The 21,446-nt window shown below is 69.4% G+C and carries 21 protein-coding genes and 1 pseudogene; 18 read left to right on the forward strand and 4 right to left on the reverse strand.

The features are described from left to right. The first annotated feature begins 278 nt into the window (after positions 1–278). Positions 279–3,365: a Tn3 family transposase gene (locus tag ACFSZT_RS28305; RefSeq protein WP_377385287.1), complete on the forward strand. Its 3,087-nt coding sequence runs from the start codon at positions 279–281 to the stop codon at positions 3,363–3,365. Between the two features lie 18 nt (positions 3,366–3,383). On the opposite strand, the gene ACFSZT_RS28310 is transcribed toward ACFSZT_RS28305, so the two are convergent. After that, positions 3,384–4,004 carry a class I SAM-dependent methyltransferase gene (locus ACFSZT_RS28310; protein ID WP_233520016.1) on the reverse strand — a complete coding sequence of 207 codons (621 nt, stop codon included), beginning with the start codon at positions 4,002–4,004 and terminating at the stop codon, positions 3,384–3,386. A 44-nt stretch (positions 4,005–4,048) separates the two neighbouring features. Here ACFSZT_RS28310 and ACFSZT_RS28315 point away from each other — a divergent pair, with 44 nt between their 5' ends. Beyond that, a complete protein-coding gene (locus ACFSZT_RS28315; protein WP_377385284.1) occupies positions 4,049–4,447 on the forward strand; it encodes an ArsR/SmtB family transcription factor in 399 nt (132 codons plus the stop codon). Continuing rightward, positions 4,444–6,414, forward strand: a complete 1,971-nt coding sequence (locus ACFSZT_RS28320; RefSeq protein WP_015786295.1) for a heavy metal translocating P-type ATPase — start codon at positions 4,444–4,446, stop codon at positions 6,412–6,414. Before ACFSZT_RS28315 ends, ACFSZT_RS28320 begins: the two co-directional genes overlap by 4 nt. Positions 6,415–6,455: 41 nt before the next feature. Here the strand turns inward: ACFSZT_RS28320 and ACFSZT_RS28325 are convergent, their stop codons facing one another. After that, on the reverse strand, positions 6,456–7,430 hold the full coding sequence (locus tag ACFSZT_RS28325) for a tyrosine-type recombinase/integrase (protein ID WP_015786296.1): 975 nt from the start codon (positions 7,428–7,430) through the stop codon (positions 6,456–6,458). A gap of 1,520 nt (positions 7,431–8,950) precedes the next feature. Between ACFSZT_RS28325 and ACFSZT_RS28330 the strand changes: the two genes are divergently transcribed. Next, a complete protein-coding gene (locus ACFSZT_RS28330; RefSeq protein WP_377385410.1) occupies positions 8,951–9,319 on the forward strand; it encodes an STAS domain-containing protein in 369 nt (122 codons plus the stop codon). A gap of 1,165 nt (positions 9,320–10,484) precedes the next feature. Beyond that, positions 10,485–10,937 (forward strand): DUF5994 family protein, encoded by a 453-nt coding sequence (locus tag ACFSZT_RS28335; protein ID WP_377385282.1) that lies wholly within the window; start codon positions 10,485–10,487, stop codon positions 10,935–10,937. Positions 10,938–10,952: 15 nt separating this feature from the next. Here ACFSZT_RS28335 and ACFSZT_RS28340 read toward each other — a convergent pair. Further along, positions 10,953–11,821 (reverse strand): IS5 family transposase gene (locus tag ACFSZT_RS28340; protein ID WP_377478175.1). Its coding sequence is split into 2 segments (ribosomal slippage): positions 10,953–11,453 and positions 11,456–11,821, totalling 867 coding nucleotides; the frame shifts between segments, so codons are not numbered across the junction. Between the two features lie 158 nt (positions 11,822–11,979). Between ACFSZT_RS28340 and ACFSZT_RS28345 the strand changes: the two genes are divergently transcribed. Together ACFSZT_RS28345 and ACFSZT_RS28350 are read left to right on the forward strand one after the other, a co-directional pair. Next, positions 11,980–12,204 carry a hypothetical protein gene (locus ACFSZT_RS28345; protein ID WP_377385407.1) on the forward strand — a complete coding sequence of 75 codons (225 nt, stop codon included), beginning with the start codon at positions 11,980–11,982 and terminating at the stop codon, positions 12,202–12,204. 49 nt (positions 12,205–12,253) lie between these two features. Then, positions 12,254–12,418 carry a hypothetical protein gene (locus ACFSZT_RS28350; RefSeq protein ID WP_377385404.1) on the forward strand — a complete coding sequence of 55 codons (165 nt, stop codon included), beginning with the start codon at positions 12,254–12,256 and terminating at the stop codon, positions 12,416–12,418. A gap of 173 nt (positions 12,419–12,591) precedes the next feature. Here ACFSZT_RS28350 and ACFSZT_RS28355 read toward each other — a convergent pair whose 3' ends face one another. After that, positions 12,592–12,762, reverse strand: a complete 171-nt coding sequence (locus tag ACFSZT_RS28355) for a hypothetical protein (protein WP_377385401.1) — start codon at positions 12,760–12,762, stop codon at positions 12,592–12,594. Between the two features lie 447 nt (positions 12,763–13,209). Between ACFSZT_RS28355 and ACFSZT_RS28360 the strand changes: the two genes are divergently transcribed. The 11 genes and pseudogenes from ACFSZT_RS28360 to ACFSZT_RS28410 all read left to right on the forward strand — a co-directional run. Beyond that, complete coding sequence (locus tag ACFSZT_RS28360; protein WP_377385398.1) at positions 13,210–14,082, forward strand: DUF6192 family protein; 873 nt, start codon at positions 13,210–13,212, stop codon at positions 14,080–14,082. Further along, positions 14,079–14,525: a hypothetical protein gene (locus tag ACFSZT_RS28365; RefSeq protein WP_377385395.1), complete on the forward strand. Its 447-nt coding sequence runs from the start codon at positions 14,079–14,081 to the stop codon at positions 14,523–14,525. Before ACFSZT_RS28360 ends, ACFSZT_RS28365 begins: the two co-directional genes overlap by 4 nt. Before the next feature lie 465 nt (positions 14,526–14,990). Beyond that, the gene (locus tag ACFSZT_RS28370; RefSeq protein ID WP_377385392.1) at positions 14,991–15,539 is read left to right on the forward strand and encodes a hypothetical protein; all 549 of its coding nucleotides are present in this window, start codon (positions 14,991–14,993) and stop codon (positions 15,537–15,539) included. Between the two features lie 84 nt (positions 15,540–15,623). Further along, entirely contained in the window at positions 15,624–16,055 is a 432-nt protein-coding gene (locus ACFSZT_RS28375) for an Hsp20/alpha crystallin family protein (protein ID WP_377385413.1), read from the forward strand. 103 nt (positions 16,056–16,158) lie between these two features. Beyond that, positions 16,159–16,521 (forward strand): hypothetical protein, encoded by a 363-nt coding sequence (locus tag ACFSZT_RS28380; RefSeq protein WP_377385389.1) that lies wholly within the window; start codon positions 16,159–16,161, stop codon positions 16,519–16,521. Positions 16,522–16,540: 19 nt separating this feature from the next. Continuing rightward, on the forward strand, positions 16,541–16,690 hold the full coding sequence (locus tag ACFSZT_RS28385; RefSeq protein WP_377385386.1) for a DnaJ domain-containing protein: 150 nt from the start codon (positions 16,541–16,543) through the stop codon (positions 16,688–16,690). Between the two features lie 353 nt (positions 16,691–17,043). Beyond that, positions 17,044–17,607: a nucleotide exchange factor GrpE gene (gene grpE, locus ACFSZT_RS28390; protein WP_377385383.1), complete on the forward strand. Its 564-nt coding sequence runs from the start codon at positions 17,044–17,046 to the stop codon at positions 17,605–17,607. Next, positions 17,607–18,605 (forward strand): DnaJ C-terminal domain-containing protein, encoded by a 999-nt coding sequence (locus tag ACFSZT_RS28395; RefSeq protein WP_377385380.1) that lies wholly within the window; start codon positions 17,607–17,609, stop codon positions 18,603–18,605. The genes grpE and ACFSZT_RS28395 overlap by 1 nt, the downstream gene beginning before the upstream one ends. A 292-nt stretch (positions 18,606–18,897) precedes the next feature. Next, entirely contained in the window at positions 18,898–20,043 is a 1,146-nt protein-coding gene (locus ACFSZT_RS28400; RefSeq protein ID WP_377385377.1) for a hypothetical protein, read from the forward strand. Positions 20,044–20,578: 535 nt separating this feature from the next. After that, positions 20,579–21,256 (forward strand): nucleotide-binding protein, encoded by a 678-nt coding sequence (locus ACFSZT_RS28405; protein WP_377385374.1) that lies wholly within the window; start codon positions 20,579–20,581, stop codon positions 21,254–21,256. Beyond that, positions 21,256–21,446, forward strand: a pseudogene (locus ACFSZT_RS28410) (ParB N-terminal domain-containing protein); the annotation flags it as partial. The gene ACFSZT_RS28405 and the pseudogene ACFSZT_RS28410, both read left to right, overlap by 1 nt.

Raw genomic sequence — 21,446 nt, forward strand, 5'->3', positions numbered from 1 at the left:
CACGGGGCAGTTGCTGGTGTCCAGGAGTTCCTCGGCGGGTGGGGCGAAGGCCTCGTCGGGGATGTCGTCGAAGTCGTCGTCCGGACCCAGGAGGTGCCAGCCGGCGGGGTCGAATCCGGCGGGAACGCCGCTGAGTTGGGGCGTGAGGAACATCGGAACGGAAACTGGCGCTAAGCCTCCAATGCCCCGATCCGCTCGTTGACGGCCTTGATCGTTTTGCTGAAGCTTCGCTGCGGTTCCGCCGCAGTGGGTGGATGTAGATCTGAAAGGCCAGTGAGTTGCCAGTTGAGTTCCTGTCCGATGAGCAGGCTGCGGCCTACGGCCGGTTGCCCGAGGTGTTGTCGCGGGCAGAGTTGGAGCGGTTCTTTTTCCTCGACGACGTCGACCGGGGCCTGGTGGAGGCCAAGCGGCGCGATTACAACAAGCTCGGGTTCGCGCTCCAGCTCGTGACGGTGCGCAACGTCGGGGCGTTCCTCGATGACCCGCTGGACGTGCCGGTCGAGCTGGTCGACTATCTCGCCGAGCAGCTCGGAATCGTGGACTCGTCGTGCGTGAAGTCCTACGGCGAGCGGGAGAAGACCCGCTTCGAGCACGTCTGGGAGCTGCGCCAGGCCGGTGGCTGGCACGAGTTTTCGGTGGTGGAGAACGAGCTCGGCGAGTGGATCGAGGCCCGCGCCTGGACCACCGGAGACGGGCCGAAGGCGCTGTTCGACGTCGCGGTCTCATGGCTGCGAGAGCGCAAGGTGCTGCTGCCAGGCGTGACCCGGCTGGTCCGGCTGGTCGCCGCCCGGCGAGAGGCGGCGAACCGGCGGTTGTGGGAGACGCTGTGTGATCTGCTTGACGACGAGCAGCGCGCCGCGCTGGATGGGTTGTTGGAGGTGCCGGAGGGGCACCGGAATTCGCGGTTGGACACGCTGCGGCGGCCGCCGGTGCGGGTGTCGGGTCCGGCGATGGTCGATGCCCTTCAGCGCGCGTCGGAGATCCTCGGGTTGGGGTTCGTCGAGGTGGACACTGAGGTGGTGCCGCCGCGCCGGTTGGCGGAGTTGTCGCGGTATGGGGTGCAGGGCAAGGCCAGTTTGCTGCGTCGTCACGGTGATTCCCGGCGGGCGGCGACGCTGTTGGCCACGGTGGTCTACCTGCAAACTCGGGCAGTCGATGACGCCCTGGATCTGCTGGATGTGCTGATCGCCTCGAAGCTGCTGGCGCGGGCGGAGCGGGAATCGGCCAAGGAGAAGCTGCGCACCCTGCCCAAGCTGGGCAAGGCGTCGGCGAAGCTTGCGGCCGCGCTGGGGGTGTTGCTGGAGGTGACCGGCGCGCACGATGGCCTGGCCGAGCAGGCCGCCGACGACGGCGACACCATCGAGCCGGTCAGTTTGGCGCAGGTGTGGGCCGAGATCGAGGCCGTGGTGCCCCGCGCCGAGCTGGCCGAGGCTCTGGTCGCGGTGGTGGAGCTCGCGGGGCCGCTGGACTCGGATGCGGATGAGGCGTGGCGGGCGGAGTTGGTGAAGCGGTTCGTCACGGTGCGGCCGTTCCTGCCGTTGTTGTGTGAGGTGATCCGCTTCGGCGCCGCGCCCGAAGGGCGTCAGGTGCTGGCGGCGTTGCGGGATCTGCCTCGGTTGTGGGGCGGCGGCCGCAACAAGGTCGCCCGCTCCGAGATCGACGAGCAGCTGCTGATCGGCTCGTGGCGCAGGTTGGTGCTGCACGCCCCGGAGCTGGAGCCAGGGACGATCGATTGGCGGGCTTACACCTTCTGTGTGCTGGAGCAGTTCCACCGCTGTTTGCGGCGTCGGGACATCTTCGCGGTCAACTCCAGTAAGTGGGGCGACCCGCGCGCCAAGCTCCTCGCCGGCAGTGCGTGGACCACCGCGAAGCCGGTGGTGCTGTCCAGTCTCGGACTGCCACCCGACCCGAACGAGCACCTCGACGAGTGCGCCGAGCTGTTGGACGCCACCTTCCGCGAAGTCACAGCGGGACTGCCGGAGAACACCGCGGTGCGCTTCGACGAGGACGGCCGCCTGCACCTCTCAGCGCTGCCAGCGGAGGCGGAGCCGCCGAGCCTGGCCAACCTGCGGGCGCTGACCAACCGGATGCTGCCCCGCGTCGACCTTCCGGAGGTGTTGCTGGAGGTCTTCTCCTGGACCGGCGCCGACCAGGCGTTCACCTCGATCACCGGCGGCGAAGCCCGCCTGGCCGACCTGCACATCACCATCGCCGCGCTACTGGTGTCCGAGTCCTGCAACATCGGCTGGACTCCAGTGATCAAGCACAGCGTGCCGGCGTTGACGCGGGATCGTCTGGCGCACGTGGACGCGACCTACCTGCGGATGGACACCCTCAAAGCCGCCAACACCTTCCTGATCGAGCACCAGGCCCGCATCGGCCTTGCTCAGGTGTGGGGCGGCGGGCACGTGGCCAGTGTCGACGGGATGCGGTTCGTCGTGCCGGTGCAGACCATCAATGCCCGCCACAACCCGCACTACTGGGGCCAGAAACGGGGCGCGACCTGGCTGAACATGGTCAACGATCAGGCCGCCGGGCTCGCCGGGAAGGTCGTGGCGGGCACCCCACGCGACTCCCTGCACGTGCTGGACGTGCTGTATGACCGCGACGGCGGGCAGAAACCGCAGATGATCGTCACTGACACCGCCTCCTACTCCGACATCGTCTTCGGGCTGCTCACTCTCGCCGGGTACACCTACGCCCCGCAGTTGGCCGACCTGCCCGATCAGAAGCTGTGGCGCATCGACACCCGCGCCGACTACGGGCCCTTCACCACAGCGGCTCGCGGCCGCATTGATCTCGACCGGATCCGGCGGCACTGGGAGGACATCCTGCGCTTGGTCGCCTCGATCCACACCGGTGCCGTCCGCGCTCACGACGTGATCCGGATGCTGTCCCGCGACGGCCACCCCACCCCGTTGGGTGAGGCGATCGCGCACTACGGCCGGATCCACAAGACGCTGCACGTGCTGCGGATGGTCGACGACACCGGCTACCGCCGCGACATCAAAGCCCAGGCCAACCTCCAGGAAGGCCGCCACGCCTTGGCCCGGCGGATCTTCCACGGCCAGCGCGGCGAACTACGCCAGCGCTACTACGAAGGCATGGAAGACCAACTCGGCGCCCTGGGCCTCGTCCTCAACGCGATCGTGCTGTTCACCACCCGCTACCTGGATGCCGCCATCACCGAACTCCGTGCCGGCGGCTACGAAGTCCACGACGAAGACGCGGCCCGGCTCTCGCCGTTCGTACGCCACCACATCAACATGCTCGGCCGGTATTCGTTCCTGCTCCCCGCCGATCTGGCCCAGGGCCTGCGGCCGCTGCGTGATCCGTCCGAGCCCGACGAGGACAACGAACGGTGACACCCCGCTCGGGGTGGCTTAGGGCCGGTAGGTGGCCACCCCGAGCACGTACCGGCCGCGGCGGCGGGTCAGGTACTGCTGGTCGACGACGAGATGGTGGCGTGCCAGCTCGGAGAGGAATTCCTCGGCGGTGAAGCGGTTCTCGGCCGGGTGGTCGAACAGCAGCCGGTAGGTAGGGGTGGCCAGGGCCAGGGCGGTGACTTCGTCGAAGTAGAACCGCCCGCCCGGGGTGAGGACGCGGGCGATCTCGGCCAGGGCGTCGGGCCAATGGGGGATGTGGTGGATGATCGCGAAGTCGAACACCGCGTCGTAGCGGGAGAGGGGCTCGCCCAGCGTGGTGTGCAGGTCGGTGGCGCTGCCCTGGGCGAGGCGGACCCGCTGGCCGTAGCGGCGGGTCAGGCGCCGCCGGGCCCGGGTGATCATCGCGGGGTCCAGGTCGATCGCGTCGACGTGGCCGGCGCCGAAACGGTCCAGGATCAGCTGGGTGCCGTAGCCCGGCCCGCAGCCCAGCTCCAGCACCCGCGCCCCGGGTGGCAGCGGCCCGCCGAGCCGGCGCATCCACGGCACCTCGTAGTAGCGCTGCAACCACCGCCGGGGCGGGGAGTTGACCAGCGCGGTCTCGACCCGGTTCATCAACATCACAACACCTCGATTGCATCGTCCCATATTGCTATTATCGGGTTATGACGATGAATAGCATGGAGGGGTGCCTGGCGTCGAGCCCGCCGGGCGCGAACCTGGATCCGGCTGTGGCGTTGTTTCACAGCCTGTCGGACGCCACGCGGTTGGCGATCGTGCAGCGCCTGGCCGGCGGGGAGGCCCGGGTCGCCGATCTGATCGCCGAGCTGGGGCTGGCGCAGTCGACGGTGTCGGCGCACGTGGCGTGCCTGCGGGACTGCGGGCTGGTCGTGGGGTGCCCGCAGGGGCGGCAGGTGTTCTACAGCCTGGCCCGCCCGGAGCTGATGGACCTGCTGGCCTCGGCTGAGACGCTGCTGGCCGCGACCGGCAACGCGGTGGCGCTGTGCCCGACCTACGGCACCGACACCACCGGTGATACCGAGAACGGGGAGGTCGTGCGGTGAGCGACGCCTGCGGCTGCGGCAGCGACGAGCCCCGCACCGGCGAGGAAGAAGAGCGCGAGCCGGAACGGCTCTGGCAGGTCAGCGAACTGCGCTTCGCCGCGATCGCCGGGGTGCTGCTGCTGGCCGGATACGCGGTGGAGTGGGCCGGGGCGGGCTCCACACTGGCGCTGGCCCTGAAGGCGCTGGCCTTGGTCGCCGGGGCCTACACCTTCGTGCCCTCCACGCTGAAGCGACTGGCCCAGGGCAAGATCGGGGTCGGCACCCTGATGACCATCGCCGCGGTCGGCGCGGTGATCCTGGGTGAGGTCGGCGAGGCCGCGATGCTGGCCTTCCTCTACTCCATCAGCGAGGGCCTGGAGGAATACTCCCTGGCCCGCACCCGCCGCGGGCTGCGGGCGCTGCTGTCCCTGGTCCCCGAGGAAACCACGGTGCTGCGCAACGGCAGCGAGACCGTGGTGGCCCCGTCCGAGTTGCGGGTCGGGGACCGGATGCTGGTCAAGCCCGGGGAGCGCATCGCCACCGACGGCGTGATCCGCACCGGCCGCACCGCGCTGGACGTCTCCGCGATCACCGGCGAGTCCGTGCCGGTCGAAGCGGGCCCCGGCAGTGAGGTGTTCGCCGGGTCGATCAACGGCACCGGGGTGCTGGAGGTCGAGGTCACCACGACCTCCGAGGACAACTCACTAGCGCGGATCGTGCGGATCGTGGAGGCCGAGCAGTCCCGCAAGGGCGCCAGCCAGCGCCTGGCCGACCGCATCGCCAAACCCCTGGTGCCCGGCGTCATGATCGCCGCCGCGCTCATCGCCGGAATCGGCAGCCTCCTCGGCGACCCGACCACCTGGATCGAACGCGCCCTGGTCGTGCTCGTGGCCGCCTCACCCTGCGCGCTGGCGATCTCCATCCCCGTCACCGTCGTCGCCGCCATCGGTGCCGCGAGCAAGCACGGTGTGCTGGTCAAGGGCGGCGCCGCGCTGGAGGCCCTCGGCCGCGTGCGGGGGGTGGCGCTGGACAAGACCGGCACCCTGACCCGCAACCAGCCCGCCGTGGTCGACGTCGCCACCACCGACGGGACCCCGCGCGAGCGGGTGCTCGAGCTGGCCGCGGCGTTGGAGGCCCGCAGCGAACACCCCCTGGCCCGCGCGATCCTCGCCGCCGTCGACGGCGAGACGATCACCCCCGCGGCCGACGTGGAGGCGGTCACCGGCGCCGGGCTGACCGGCCAGCTCGACGGCCGCCCGGTGAGGCTGGGCCGCCCCGGCTGGCTGGAAGCCGGGCCGCTGGCCGCCGAGGTGCAGCGCATGCAGCAGGCCGGGTCCACCGCCGTGCTCGTCGAGGACGACGGCCGCGTGATCGGCGCGATCGCCGTGCGCGACGAACTGCGCCCCGAAGCCGCCGAGGTCATCACCCGGCTGTGCTCCGGCGGCTACCACGTCGCCATGCTCACCGGCGACAACCACGCCACCGCCACCGCCCTGGCCGCCGAAGCCGGTATCGACACCGTGCACGCCGAACTCCGCCCGGAGGACAAGGCCCGCATCATCAGCGAACTGGGCGACCGGCGATCGATGGCGATGGTCGGTGACGGTGTCAACGACGCCCCCGCCCTGGCCACCGCCGACCTGGGCATCGCCATGGGCGCCATGGGCACCGACGTCGCGATCGAAACCGCCGACGTCGCCCTCATGGGCGAAGACCTGCGGCACCTGCCCCACACCCTCGACCACGCCCGCCGCGCCCGACGGATCATGCTGCAAAACGTCGGACTCTCCCTCGGGTTGATCATCGCTTTGATGCCGCTGGCGCTGTTCGGCGTCCTCGGCCTGGCCGCGGTGGTGCTGGTGCACGAGGTGGCCGAGGTCGTGGTCATCGCCAACGGGGTGCGCGCCGGCCGCGCCAAGCCGCTGCCCACACTGCCCGGCGGCAAGCCTGTGGCGGAGCGGCCCGCGACAGTGGGGGCCTCGGCGTAACCCGCAGCGAAACCCCGACGGTAGGGGCGGCCCGGCGGCCCCTACCGTCGGCTGTCGCCGGGCGCCAACAGGCTGGTGATCTCGGCGAGCGCCTGGTCGGAGGGTTTGAAGTACCGGCGCAGGTTCTCCGGCTTCCTATGCCGGGACTTCGCCATCAGCAGCAACAGGCTCGCTCCGGCCTCGCCGAGGTGCGTCAACGCGGAGTGGCGGAGCTCGTGCAGGTCCCAGCCCGTTCCTGGTCCCTGGAGTGCGGTGTGGGCATCCAGCAGAGCACGGGCCTGCCCGTAGGACAGCCGGGCCAGCCCGCTGTCCGGACACACATCACGGGGGCTGAGGACCTTGCACGGGCCGGGGTGGCGGTGAGTGACAAACACCGGGCCCCGGCTGCGGCCCTTGAGCAGGCGCGGCAACAACCGGGCGGTGCCGGCATCCCAGTAGACGGTCTCTAACATGAAATCCGCGCGCCCCTGGCCCCGCCGACGGGCCCGGGCCGCACCCTTGGCCTTGACCGGGCAGCGGCGCCCGGCCAGGTCGAGATCCTCGATGTTGATGCCGAGGATCTCCTCGGCGCGCGCGGCGCTCTCGTAGAGCATCCGGTACAGCGTCTTCTCCCGCAGGCCCACCTCCCGGTGTGCGATCAGCCGGTCGATCGCCAGGCGAGACCGGACTGGGGTTTGCGAGTCCGGCACCGTCATCCGCTTGGTCCACCCCGGAACGCTCGGAGCATCGTGGCCACGTTCCCGGCACCAAGCCAACCACGACAACACCGCGGCGCGGCGGGCGTTCCACGTGTTGACCGCCGCGCCGCCCCACAGCAGTTCCAGCGCCTCACCGACCTCGTCATCGGCCACCGCCGCCAGCGGCCGGCGCTCGCCCAACCGGTCGGCGGTCTTGCCCACCCCGGCCCCGTAGGCACGGAACGTGTTCGGGTTGCCCAGCGAGTCGAGGAACAGCTCGGCCGCCCGACCGATGGTCAGCGCCGAGGGGTTCGTCGGCAGCGCGACGACGGTGGACACCCGCGTTCTCCCTTGCCGCAGATAACAGGGCCGCCTCACGCGCCGCCGCGGGGATGTTCCCGCAGGACATGATCAGCGATGCCGCAGATAATAGGCCGTTATCTGCGGCATGAGTTCACGAACCTGCCGAAGCCGGCGTCGCGTTGATCAGCGACCAGGGACGACGAGGGCTTAGCGCCAGTTTCCGTTCCGATGTTCCTCAAACCCCGAGTTGGCGTGGTTGTTCCGCTGTTTTTGGCGGCTCGGGCATGGCGGCGGCGCAGCTTGTCGGCGCGGCTGCTGCCGGAGCGGGTTCTTTTGGCCATGGACCTCTCCTGCACGGGTTCCGTTGCCCGACGCGTTATCGGCTGGTGGTGTCGACGGCGAGTCGGTACACGGGGGGTGTGATGCCGCGTAGGACAGATTCAGAAGGATCTCGGGCACGCGTCGCTCAGCACGACACGGCGATACCTCGTAGGCGCCCGGTGTTGTCCGGATCGGGTGCGACGGTGGTGCCCGATGTGACCACGCGGGTGAACACCGTGTTTTCCTGCCCGCCCCAGCAGCGACCGGCTGCTGGGCAGAACACCCGTGACATAGACATGGAACAATTTTGGTTGCCTCGTGCACCAGGTGCGGGGTGGGTGGGGAGTCCCCGGTGCCGGCGAGCGGCACCGGGGACAGCACGCTGCCGGGCAGTCGGCGGGTTCTGCTGCGGGTTGCTGGTGGTCGCGACGGGAGACCTTGCGCTCGTATCGGGGCTTGCGCAGTACCGGACCAGCGCAGTCGCTCGCCGTGGCCTTCTGCATCTCGTGCACCACGTTCGAGGTTCGACACCGCGTTTGCCCAGCACACGTCTGCGGTGGTGGTCGTGCGGGTGTTGGTGGGGTGGCCGCCGGGGCGCGCACCGCACAGCGTTCGGCGCACTCCCGGCGGCGCAGGTGGCCACGGAGGGGGGAATTCCGTGCCGGGGGGCGAGTGTGGCATATCCCGGGTGAGGTAGTCACCCCAGAGTTCCCTTTGACCCGAAGCACATGTTGTGGTGCGAGCTGCGGCGGTTCTGGGCAGGGCGGAATGGGGTGTGTGGCGGCGGCGCTTTGTCGGGTGATCCAGTTACGTCCTGCGCTGGGGTATTGAGTTGAATGTGGTTAGGATCTCGCGGTGCGTGGTGGCATGCGGCTGCCGCGCACAGGGCCGGGTCAGGCCGCCGGTGTGCGCCCTTGCTGGCCGCCGCCCGGCCCTCTGTGCACGTCGCACCATGTTCGCTGTCTGGTGAGGGAACGTACTCGGCTCACGTCGTCGGAACCGTGGCGTGTCTGGCCACATACCCCCCCTGTACGGGGGATTTTGGGCATACGTGGGCTCGCGTGAGCGGGTAGTCGCGTGACGAACCTGCAAAATGCAGGGCAGCACGCAGGCCGGGGCCCTGACAGCCGCACCCGATGGGGGCCGAATCTGGTGCCGCCTGGGCCTTGTGTGGGGGTTGGTGGCTGCCAGGGTAGTGGTGTTGGTGCCCGCGTGCGGAGTGAGGGGGTGTCGTGATGGGGCAGCCGTGCACTGTGCAGGCCGAGCGTCGGGATGGGGTTGTGGTGGCGTGGTTGGCCGGAGAGTTGGATTTGCCGGCGGTGCGGTTGATCTGGCCTGATCTGCGGCAAACGTGTAGGCGTGCCGAGCGTGGAGTGGTGTTGGAGTTGAGCGGGCTGCGGTTTCTCTCCTCCAGCGGTCTGGGGTTGCTGGTGCAGTTGGCGCAGGACTGCGCTGCCCGGCAGGTTCCGCTGCGGTTGGTGGCGCCGCGGCGGGAAACGCTGCGCCCGTTGCAGGTCACCGGACTGGACCAGCACGTGCGGATCGCCACGGGTGACGTGGAGCAGGTGGTGGCCGAGCTGACCACGAAACGTGCCCAGCCCTGACCCGCACACGGCCGCGCCGGGCCCAGGTGGGGTCCGTTAGGGCTCCCCAGGGCGGGGGTGAGGGGGTGTGGTGTGACCCATGGTGCACGCTACGGGCGAGGGGTGTGCTGTTTTCCTTACTGCTGCGGCACGGTGGTCTGCCCCCTGGGGGCGGCCGCGCCCGGATGTGTGGCGGGTGACGGGGACCGCCCCCGGGGTCTGACCGGGGAGACCGGTGCCGGGCGTGCGGGGAGGCCGGGGTGTCTCCCCGCACGCGCAAGGGTGTCGGCCGGTGATCACGCCGGGCCATCGGCCGACACCACCCGCCCGGCACGCCTGCGCACCGGGTGAACGGCCTTCGCGGCGCAGCACCCGGATCCAGAAGTTCCGCCAGCTAGGGGCGGCCCCGGAACTGAGATGGGGTTTGTTGTGTCCCGGAGCTATCTGAATCGAGGCTAGGACAGGTTGCCATCACAGCGGGGACTGTGTGCCACGACACGCACAGGACCGGTGTGTGCTCACGCGTCGCTACGGGTTTACTAGCCCCAGGCTCACAGCTCTTCGGTCCCACAATCGCCTGACGAAGGTGCGTGATCCCTTCCTGTCCTGGTCTTGTCCTCAATCAACGAGAAGGAGCGGTGGACCCAGCCGAAGCGCAGAACACGCCCGCTCCGCGTGGCGCGAAAGTTGAAGAAGTCGAAGCACCTTGCCCAGACCGCAAGTCCGCAGCCCGGCGAACTTGTTACGGAACCGCGATCGCGCGCGTCGGGGCCGACAGAATCGGCCCACGCGGTGTGACCGGCGCCCGGTTGCCCCAGCATCGAACGTGCGTTCGAATGATTGGCGTGGGGATGCGGGGTGAGTACGGACGCGATGACCTGCCGATACGCCCAGAGCTGCGGCACGTGCCGAAACCAACCGGCGGTGTCGTCCTGGAATGGCGCGAGGTATGCCCGCTCGGGCAGCCATTCGGCGGGGGCTTGGTCGGACTTCTCCCGGTTGCTCGACGTCGTGACCGCGACCAGGTGCGCCGTGACCGCGGCGGGCGGTCCTTCCCACGGAGGACACGGCGGTAGTACGCGTAGACTGAAGAGACCGGAGGCGATCAAGTACCCGCAGTTCGCGGATGCCGTCTCGGGGGAACCGACATCTCGGCCCTCGATGGGTCGGAGACGGGAGCGCCGAGATGATCTCGGCCCAGTCACATCCCACATCAGCAGCAATCGTCCACGACCGTCCGGTCGTGCGGCTGGAAATGAAAGTGGCAGACGCGGCACGTGGTTACGTCGACGGCGGCTGGTGGCCACAATCGACCGATCCCGCGACGGAGTTCTCGCAACTCTGTGTGGCTGTACAACCGTGGGTCGGCGCCGTCAGCCGCGTGTCCTACCACCTCGGCACCTGGGGTGTCGCTCCGCGCAAAATCCCGGTGGACGGCCGCGTCGTGCGGCTCGAGGGGTTCACCACGATGCAGCCGCAGACGGTGGTTGTGGTGGGGACAGACTCCCGCCGGGTGAGCCTGCTGGTCGTGCCGCCGGGCACTCCCGAAACCGCGGGCAGTGCACAGTTGCGATCGGCGGCGGGCTTCTACTCCATCGCAAGCGTCGACTCCATCCTGAAAGCGACACAACGTGACTAGGTCGTGTCCTGCAATTCATCGTAGCCAGAGGATGATGGCGGCGATGGTGAGTTCTGCCTGGTAGTAGGCGGCGCGTTTGGCGTAGCGGGTGGCTAGGTCGCGGAACTGTTTGAGCCGGTTGAAGCAGCGTTCGACGACGTTGCGCTGCTTGTACAACTCGGCGTCGAAGGCGGGCGGGCGTCCGCCCCGTGAGCCGTGCGCGGCGCGGCGGGCGATTTGGTCGTCGCGTTCGGGGCTGACGAACCGGATCCGGCGTTGTCGCAGGGCGTGGCGGGTCGAGGGGTGCGAATAGGCCTTGTCCGCGATCACCACCTCGGGACGGCGGCGTGGGCGGCCAGGCCCGGTGCGAGCGACACGGATCCCGTCCAGCAGCGGCACCAATTGTGGATTGTCACCAGCCTGCCCCGGGGTGAGCACAACCCGCATGGGCAGCCCGCGTCCCTCGACCACGAGGTGGATCTTGGTGCTCAATCCGCCGCGGGAACGTCCGAGTCCTTCGCCGTCGACCGCGATCGCCTCGATGGCGGGCGTGCAGCCCCCTTTTTCCGGGCTCCCGCAGCATGCTGGTGAGCCCGGACCACCGAGGAATCGACACTGATCACCCACTCCACGTCCCCGACAGCGTCGTCTTTGACGATCACCTCGTCCAGAATCCGCTGCCAGGTACCGTCCTTGGTCCACAACCGCAGCCGCTCATGGGCGGTCTTCCACGGCCCATACCGTTCGGGCAGATCACGCCAGGGCGCGCCGGTCCGAAGCTTCCACAGAATCGCATTGATCACCTGCCGGTGATCCCGCCACCGCCGCCCCGGCCCCGACACCGCCGGCAGCAGCGGCTCAATCCGCGCCCAGGCCCGATCCGTCAACTCACCCCGACCAACCACGGACAAGATCAAACCCCATCCGCAGCTAGATCATTTACAGGACACGCCCTAGCCAGGCTCGCGGGGCAGGCGCCAACCGGTCCGCCGCGGGCGCCGAGCCCGAGAAGAGCACTCACCAACTGGGCGTCTGGCGCGACCTGATCGATGCGCTCGAGCAGGTGGACACCGCTTGGCAGGCCGCACACGCGAGCGGATCGAGCGCGTCCGCGTCGGCGCAGCTACCCGCCAACGTGGTCGTGGCCATGGTCGACGCCGCGGAGCGAGGGACGCGCGCGCTCGCCGGCATCGCCGACGTCATCGTCCAGCAGTACGACAGCGGTAACGCCTATCAGGACGCCGCCTCGGCGCTGCACCGAGCAAGCAACACCTGGCCCGCACGCTGACCGGCGTGGACATGCGGCCGGAAATCTTCCCTTCCCTTCAAGGAGCTTCATGTCAACTTCCTCCACGCCCGCCCCGCCCACCGGCGCGAAAGTCGAACCAGTCGTGTTCAGCCACCCCGCCAGAGCGGAAGCGGTGACCGGCGAGGTCGCCGCCGAGTGCGCGCGGAACGTCCACTTCTCGTCCCGGCCGACCGGCCAGGCGGGCGCGTGGTAAGCCACGGCAGCGTCGTCGGAGGGCTTGAATCGCGGCCACCGTGTTCCGTACGGATCGTGGAATTCGGCAGCGCGTACACGTCCTCCCGCAGGGATGTCGATTACCTGCTGCCAGAACGCGGCCCGTAGGTCGTGACCGGTGCGAACACGTCGTCAGACATCGCCGTCAGACATCTACGCCAGGACCGCGTCGCGGATGATGGCGTAGAGCTCGTCCGGGAGCTCGATCTCCTCCCTGTCGGGGCCCACGAGGCGCGCCGGGCTCGACGGAGCTTTGCGCGTCTCCAGGAAGGCGCTGGGCCTCTCCAGCGCGCGCTGTTGCGAGGTGTCGGGCTCCGGCGGCAACAGAGTCTGCGGCTCTAGCTCCCCGGCGGGCTCCAGCCCTCCTTATCGTGCTCGCGGTGCAAGTGGTAGGGGATCTACCGCCCCACCCCAAGAGGGTGTTCGAAACCTCGAAAACCAACCGCGCGCGCGGCGGTCGGAGCCCGCTTCGTTCTGAAACAGGTGCAAAAACTCTTGTCCCGCCTGGGTTGTCGGTCCGTGACGGCGGGCGCAGACTTGGCCGCGGAAGCTAGTCCTGACTGGTCCGCGCCCCGCATCACCTGTCGAGGGGCGCGAGTCGGGGGACGGTGATCGATGGATGACGGTCGTACGAGCGTGACGCGGGGTCCACAGAATTCCCGCTGGTCACTGACCTGAGCTTGCTGCCGGGATGTCATGAGACCGGCTCCGATGGTGTGCGTGCTGGCCCTGCGTGGCGCTTGTCCGAGGCGTCGCCAAAGGAGGTACGCCATGGACAAGATCGGACATGTGACCGCCCGCCGCTATAGGGCACTGGTCGAGCAGGCGAGCCACGACGTCGAGACGCTCACCAGCAGGCAATTCGCGCTCGGTGACATGGCGCTCGGCATCGAACCGCTGCACCCCCGCCCAGGCGGAAACGAGGGCGTGTACGCGACGTTGCAGGCCTTCGCCGACGACATCGGCCTCGAGTTCCGGACGCTGCTGGACTACCGCGCGGTGGCAGCGGCCTGGCCCAAGCGCCGTCGCGTCACGAAGGCCAGCTGGACGGTGTATCAGCGGCTGGCGCACGCGCCACGCCGGTTCGAGATCATCAAAGATCCACCGTTCAACGACCGGTTGGGCGAATACCGCTGGACGGTCGGTGCCGCCGAGCGCGCAGCGGGTCGAGCCCCACGCACCGCGACCTCCCCACCGGAGGAAACGGTGGCCCACATCCGGGATCTGGCACGAGACGACTCCGTCGCTGCCGCGGCGGCCACGGAGTTCCTGCGCCGGCCGGAAGTCGCCCACCGCGCCATGTCCGACGCCGACACCCGCACCGCGCTGTACCGGGCTCAACGCGACCGCGATGACCAGGCCCACGCAGCGCTTCAGAAGCGCAATCCCGCGCTCAAACGCATCGAGCACTCGCTCCAGTTCCTGGAACTGACCGGTTACTGCCACAACTACGTCGCCGGGATCAAGAAAGCAGTGCAGCACCTCCACGACAACCCGCTCAGCGGCGAGGAACGGGCCGTGGCGCACCACCTGCTCGAGCAGGTCCAGGCCGCCACCGACTTCTGCCGCAGCGTGATCGACACCGGCGAGCTCAGCATGGACGAGCAGCTCGCCCGACTACTTGACGAGGAAGAACCACCATGACCACCCCACCCACGCCACGCCCGACGCGTGTCAGCCGCGCCGACGCCGGCGAGCAAGTCCTGCAAGAACTGATCAACGCCGCCCCCGCCGGCCTGCGCAAAGCCCACCTCGTCGACCAGACAGGGCTAACCCCCAGCCAGGTCTACGGCGGCACCGTCTGGATCAAAGACACCGGTGCCAGCCGGGAGAACCGGCCCTTCACCGTCACCCGCCGCGACGGCTACCGCTTCTCCGACGACCCGGCCGACTGGACCGCCTACGAACGCGGCCAGCTCCGACGCATGCTCACCACCCTGCACCGCCTGATGACCGGCACCCTCGACCCGCACCTGCAGCGCGAGCCGGCCGACCCGCTCGCCCGCATGCTGCACAGCCAAATCAACGGCATGATCGGCGCCCTGGAATACGCCCTCACCGAAGCCGACCGGCTCACCACCCAGTAGCCCGTCGGCACGATGGCGTTCTGCCGTGCCGATCCAGCCAGCCATCACGGCCCGCCGCGTGCCGTGAGCAAACCCGGGTACGTGGTCACCGTGTCCAGGCATCCGGGCGATCAGCAACTAGGGGCGACTTTGCCTACCTCGCGGATTGTCCATGAGTTGGGTTGTCAACAGAGAGAGCGTTTACGTCGTCGTGCTCGGATTTCCGTCTAGATCGATTCCACTGGGCAACGCCATCCCCCTCGGAATGCAGGGCGAGCTGACCGCGTCTGACGCAGGTCCGCCCGCGGGGTTTGGAGCGGAGCGTTTAGATCGCGCGATGGTTCCGTCCCGGGCCTGCGCACGGCAGGCAGCGAGGTGAGAAGTGGCCGCTCCGGTTGTGAGTGCGACGGGTGGACGTTTCTTCCCGTGCGGCCGGGGAACACGGGAGCCCATTAACCCGAAGGGAGCAGTGAAGGAGAATCGGATATGGATGGCGACAGCACAGGCCCGAAGTCCGACGAGCCGTATTCGTCGGCAGGTCTCGACACCGTCCAGGAGATTCGGGGCCTGCGGCACACACTCTCGGCGCGGCTGGCGGCCTGCGCCCGCGACGGGATCATCGATGTCCTGTCCACCATCGACGCGTTCGCCACGCTGGCCCGCGCCACGGGCTGGCTGCCACGCCTGGTCCACGTGAGCGCCACTCCGGATGGCGCCGGCCGGATCCAGGTGCGCATCGAGACCGGCATCGTGGTCGACCACGCGGTGGTCCCCGGCCACGGGCTGCCGCCGCCGTCGCTGACGCGGCGCCTGCTGGATGCCTGCACGCAGGACTGGGGTGCCGAGGACAGTGCCGGGCGGGTGTGCTTCTGGGCGGACCTGGTGTTGTCCGTGGTCCGCCCGCGCCCAGAGGTCCGGCCGCTGAGCATCACCGTGGCGTTCGACTCCCGTCGCACCGACAGGACGGCAGGCGGCGATGGCCGCTCCGGCACATCCATGCCTGGAAATCTGCATTCGCGGGAACAAGAAACTTGAGCCGATCGTTGGCAAGAACAGAAGAGCTGGAGTGCCGACCGCCGAGCCGACCGGCGGTGGGCAGTCGTGAAGGAGGTGGCGAGGATGCTGATGCGTACAGATCCTTTCCGCGAGCTGGACCGGCTGACCCAGCAGTTCTTCGGCACCACGGGGACAACTTCCCGGCCTGCGGTGATGCCGATGGACGCCTACCGCTCGGGCGACTCCTTCGTCGTGCATTTCGACCTGCCGGGGGTGTCGCCGGAGTCGATCGATCTGAATGTCGAGCGCAACGTGTTGACCGTGAAGGCCGAGCGCGGCACCGACTATGACGAGAAGGCCGAAGTGCAGGTGGCCGAGCGCCCCCGTGGGGTGTTCTCGCGCCAGCTGTTCCTGGGCGACACCCTCGACGCGGACAACATCCGCGCCAGCTACGACGCGGGGGTGCTGACCGTGCGCATCCCCGTGGCCGAGAAGGCCAAGCCCCGCAAGATCGCCATCAGCGGCGCCGAGGGACACACGGAGATCAACGCCTGACCGCGGCGGGCCCCGACCGCGGTCACGGCACCTGGTGTGGTGGCTGGCCGCGCCGAATCCGGCGCGGCTGGCCGTTGTCGTGCTGCGCCGGACAGGGAGGTAGGTGGCGATGATGCCAAGCCCGGACAGCAGCGGGCTGGTTCGTGCGGAGCTGGACCACGCCCAGCAGTGTGTGGAGCTGGCCCGCCAAGGGCTGGCCGCCCAACCGACTGCTGCGGTGACACTGCACGCCGCGGTGGACGGTGTACACCGAGTGGCCGGCGCGTTGGCCCGGGAAGTGGTAGCCGACCTGCATGCCCTGCACGGCTGTTTGACCGCCGGGACCCTCCTGCTCGAACCCGCGCTGGAGGACCTGCGTGGGCTAACGGGTGCCGCAGGCTCCGCGCGTGGCCGGGCCGCCGAGACCGCCGACCCGCCGTCCGAGGCATCACGCAGCGCTGGCCCATCGGCAGCCGACCCGCGGTGAGCCCGGGAGGCGAGCAGGCGTGCCACCACGTGACCACGAGGGTCCGTACGTGCTGCTCGGCGTGGCCCCGACCGCCTCGGACCGGGAGATCGCAGCCGCCTATCGCAGGCGGGTGCGGGAGCTGCATCCAGACGCTTCGGGTGGGGATGCCGAGCGCTCGCCACAGTAGTCGCCGCGTATCGGCGGTTGCGCGAGCAACGGATGCAGGGCACGCCCCGCCACGGAGTGGACGCGCGTGCAGGCACGCCGGTACCGGTGCGGGTGCACCCGGCCTCGGATTACGCGTCGTCCGAGCCGTCCCTGCGCGCCGGCCCGGTCCGCCACCACCCGAAGCAGCCCCGGCCTGACTGAGACGGCAGGCATCGCCGGTGGGCGAACTGGCAACTCCGTGGTCTCGGTGCCCGATGGGCCGGATCGCCGGGCTCGCCATCCGCCGGGTCAGGCCCGCTCGAGTGGGCAGGAAGAGCTGAATGCCGAGATCGTCGACGAGGAGGACCACGACCGGAACAGGGGTGCGTGATGATGACCAAGGAGCGTGTGAGCTCGTGGCTGACGGCGCCGTTCGAGTCGGGCAGCACCGACACCTCGGCGTCGCGGGTGGCCGAGCTGACCGAGGATCTGCAGCGGCTGGGCGCCGAGTACGCCAACTACCGGAAACGGGCCGAGCGGACCCGCCGGGCCGCAGCCGAGCAGGCCCACGCCCGGCTGATCACCGCCCTGTTGCCCGCCCTGGACACCCTGGACCGGGCCGAGCAGCATGGCGAGCTCACCGGCCCGCTGCGGGCGGTGGCCGACACTTTCCAGGACGCTCTGGCCAAGGTCGGCGTGGTGCCGGTGGGCCAGGTCGGAGACCGCTTCGACCCGGCCCAGCACGACGCCGTGGAGCATCACCACAGCACGGCGGCGGAAGTGCTCGAACCGGTGGTGAGCCGGGTCCACCGACGCGGCTACCGCCTCGGGGCACACATCCTGCGGCCCGCGCTGGTGGCGGTGACCGAGCCCGAGCCCGAGCTGCTCGACCCCACCGGCACCACGGACGGCACCGTTGCCGAGTCCGACAGCGGCACCGAGGATCGGGAGGGCTGATGCCGAGCCAGGAGTGGGTCGACCGAGACTTCTACGCCGATCTCGGCGTGTCCCCGGATGCGTCGGTCGAGGAGATCAAAAGGGCCTACCGTCGTCTCGCCCGGCGCTACCACCCCGATGCCAACCCCGGCGACGCCGAGGCCGAGGAGCGCTTCAAGGCCGTCTCCGAGGCCTATACGGTGCTGTCCGACCCGGACAAGCGCGCCCAGTACGACCAGGTCCGCCGGCTGGCCGCTGCCGGGAGCGGTAACGCATCCAGCGGGCCGGGCTTCGGTGCTGGGCAGGCGCGCGGCGGACCGACCGGTACGACGTTCGTGGATCTGGGCGACCTGTTCGGCGTCGGCGGCGCGGGCATGGGGCTCCGCGATGCCGAGGCGCTGTTCGACAGCCTGTTCGGCAACGCGACGGGCAGGCGTGGGTGGCATACGGCACCACAGCAGAGCCTGGATGTCGAGGCCGAGCTGACCCTGGACTTCCGCACCGCGGTCCGCGGAGGCACCGTGACGGTGGAGTTGACCGACGAGTCCGGGTCCCGGACCCGGGAGGTGCGGATCCCGGCCGGGGTGACCGACGGGCAGCGACTCCGCCTGCGCGGGCAGGGTCACTCCGCTGGCCGGCAGGGGCCGACCGGCGACCTCTATGTGCGACTTCGGGTGCTGCCGGACCCAGTGTTCGGCCGCAGCGGCAACGACCTGACGCTGACCTTGCCGGTCACCGTGCCGGAACTCGTCCTCGGCGGTCAGGTCACCGTGCCGACCCTGGACGGCACCGTCGCGGTGCGCATCCCGGCCGACAGCCGTCCCGGACGCACCCTGCGAGTGCGCGGGCGCGGCGTACCCGCTCCCCACGGCGCCGGGGATCTTCTGCTCACCCTGGACGTGGCCCTGCCCGAGCAGCACAACCCGGCCGCCCGCGACGCACTCCGCGCCTACGCCGAGGCCACCCGCGACTTCCAGCCCCGCCGCGCGCTCGACCGCCCCCGGCGCCACGCCGCCTGAGAGCCGTGCACCGCTGTCGTCGGACCCCGCCGGGGTCGCGCCGCCCGGTGCTCAGGGGGTCGCGGGGCCCTCGGTCGGAAGCCACCGTAGTGCGTGCTGTCAAGCAGCGGGAGGTGCCGCCCGGTGGACCCGCCGACGGCGAGGTTTCGGCATGCGGAGTCATGGCAGGGACCGTGCCTACCGGTACACCGAGCCGGGTCTCTGTGAGCAACGCCGGGTCATAGGACTGTCCTTCCGAGGTATCCGCAGTGCGTGTTCTGCCACCGCATGCCGCTGCTCGAAAGGACCGCCTGTGCGCGATGACATCGTGACGACGGAGCGGCAGACTGCCGTCATCGGAGTTCTCTGTGACCGTGGATGGCCCGCGGAGCTGATGCGGCCGCTGGCCGAGTCGGTGTCGACTGTGCTCGCCCGGCGAGTCAGTTCGCAGGTCGGTTGGCGGCTCGAGGTGCGGGCCGAGGAACTCACGCTCGACGCTGACGGCAAGATACCCATGGAGCGCATGGCCACGCAGCGACTCACCGACGAAGGCTGGGACTACCTGCTGTTGCTGACCGACCTGCCGCGATTGCAGCGCACTCGTCCGATCCTCGCCGATATCGACATGGAGCACCGGGTGGGTTTAATCTCGCTGCCCGCGATCGGCTGGCTGCGCCTGCGCCAGCATCTTGCCGACACCGTGGTACACGTCATCGGCGTGCTGACCTCCGGCGCGCGGCATGCGCTGCCCGGGTCGGGGCGGGGTAAGCACCATGTCCGCCGACGCCCGACGGAGATCACCACACCGGTGCGGCAGGTTCCCTCGGAGGATGGCCACGCCGAGGTGTGCCTGGTGCTGACCGGTGTTCGCGGCTGGCTGCGGTTGTTGTTCGGCATGGTGCGGGACAACCGCCCCTGGCGCCTGGTACCGAGCCTGTCCAAGGCCCTGGCGGCGGCCGCGGCGGTGGCCTCATTCGGCATCTTCTATCCGACGATCTGGGGGATGGCCGATGCCCAAAGCCCCGCGCGCCTCCTCGTGATCAGTGCACTGGCGGTCACGGCGATGGTGGCGTGGCTGATCATGCACCACGGGCTGTGGGAACGCCCCCGAGAGAGCGAAGAGCGCAGACACACGCTGCTCTACAACACCGCCAGCGTGCTCACGCTGAGCCTAGGTGCGGCCTGCGCGTACTTCGTACTCTTCGTGCTGTTGCTCCTGGCCGCCATGATCGTGATCTCTACCAGCTACCTGCGGTCCCACCTCCAGCATCCGGTCACCATGAGCGACTACATCGCGCTCGCCTGGCTGGCCGGCTCCATGGGGACCGTGGCCGGAGCAGTCGGCTCCACGCTGGAAACGGACGAGGACATCCGCCACGCCGCCTACAGCAAACGCGAACGGCAACGCCGGGCACGCCGCCACGCCGAACAAACACGCGACCACGGCACCGAGACCTGACCCCTCCGGCCGGCAGGCCGGTGAAGCTGGCCAGTCAGGGACGGAACACCCGGGTGTACACGCCAGCAGCTCGTCGGTCATCGTGTCGAGGTCGAGTCTGTTCTCGACCGCGGTGAGCTGATCGGGCGTGCTGAACGTGGCCGGGGGGGGTGCCACCCGTCCTGGCGGGGCTTGCGATCCGACCGGGAACCGGGCGAGGTGCGCCGGGCATGAACGGCAACGACGGGTCCCGTCGGCAGCGATTACGCCGTAATCAGCCGCGACGCTGCCTCGGGCGCATCCCGCCGTCCTCGCCGGCGGTGATTACGCCGTAATCGCTTTGGTACTCCGCCCTCGTCCTCAACGGGCGCGCAACTCGCGGCCTCCTTCCGCTGACGCGTCCGCATCATGCTGCGACTGTCGCCATCCGTTCACCGGGGACGTGGGCAATCTCTAGGCGTGTCACACCCCTATGACTTAGCGACGAAGGTTCGACATGGCAGGCTGACCGCGATCCGAAGTAGCCGATAAGGGCGAAGCAGACGGAGGTCTATCCATGCCGCAGCCGCAGGTCCATCTCGTCATCTCCCAGAAGGGCGGCGTCGGGAAAACGACGCTCGCTGTCAACCTCGCCGCCGTAGTTTCCGACACCCTGGGCGGCGATCCGGCCCAGCCGCCCGTACTCGTCGCGTCGATCGATCCTCAAGGATCAGCGGTGTGGTGGGCCGAGAGGGTCGACGATGAGCAATTGCCGTTCGACTACGACCAACTCGACGACCGACCCGACGATGTCGCCAAGCTCAACAAGCTCGAGGAGTACACCCACATCTTCGTGGACGCTCCGGGGTCGCTGGCAAGGCCGGCTGTGCTGGCGCGTGCTTTGGAGGTCGCAACGGATGCGATCGTGCCGGTGATCCCGGAGCCGTTGGCCTACGGGCCGACAGAGCGCACCGTGCTCGACTTGATCCAGCCGCGGAACCTGCCGTATCGGGTGGTGCGGAATCTGTGGGATCGGCGAGACGGCCGGTTGGACATCGACGCGCTCACCGAGTGGCTGGATGGACAGGGCCTGGCCTACACCAACACCGTGGTGCGCCGGTTCAAGCTGCACACCACGGCAGCTGCCGAGGGGCGGGTGGTGACGCAGTACCCGAGCAACCGCACCGCCACCGAGGCGCGTACCGACTTCCTCGCGCTGGCCCTCGAGCTCGGCTACGGCGGGCGGGTGGCCTGATGGGTCGACGGCGCAGTATCGAAGGGTCCGCGCTGCCGAAGTCGACGACGCCCGCCACGGTTCCGGTGTCGTCGATCGCGCACAACCCGCGCAATCCACGACCGGGCTACGACGACGTGGCCGAGCTTGCCGATTCGATCAGCGAAGTTGGCCTGCTCCAGCCCCTGGGCGTGGTGCGGTACGAGACCTT

Source organism: Prauserella oleivorans (genome assembly GCF_042685745.1).
GTDB classification, from domain to species: domain Bacteria; phylum Actinomycetota; class Actinomycetes; order Mycobacteriales; family Pseudonocardiaceae; genus Prauserella_A; species Prauserella_A oleivorans.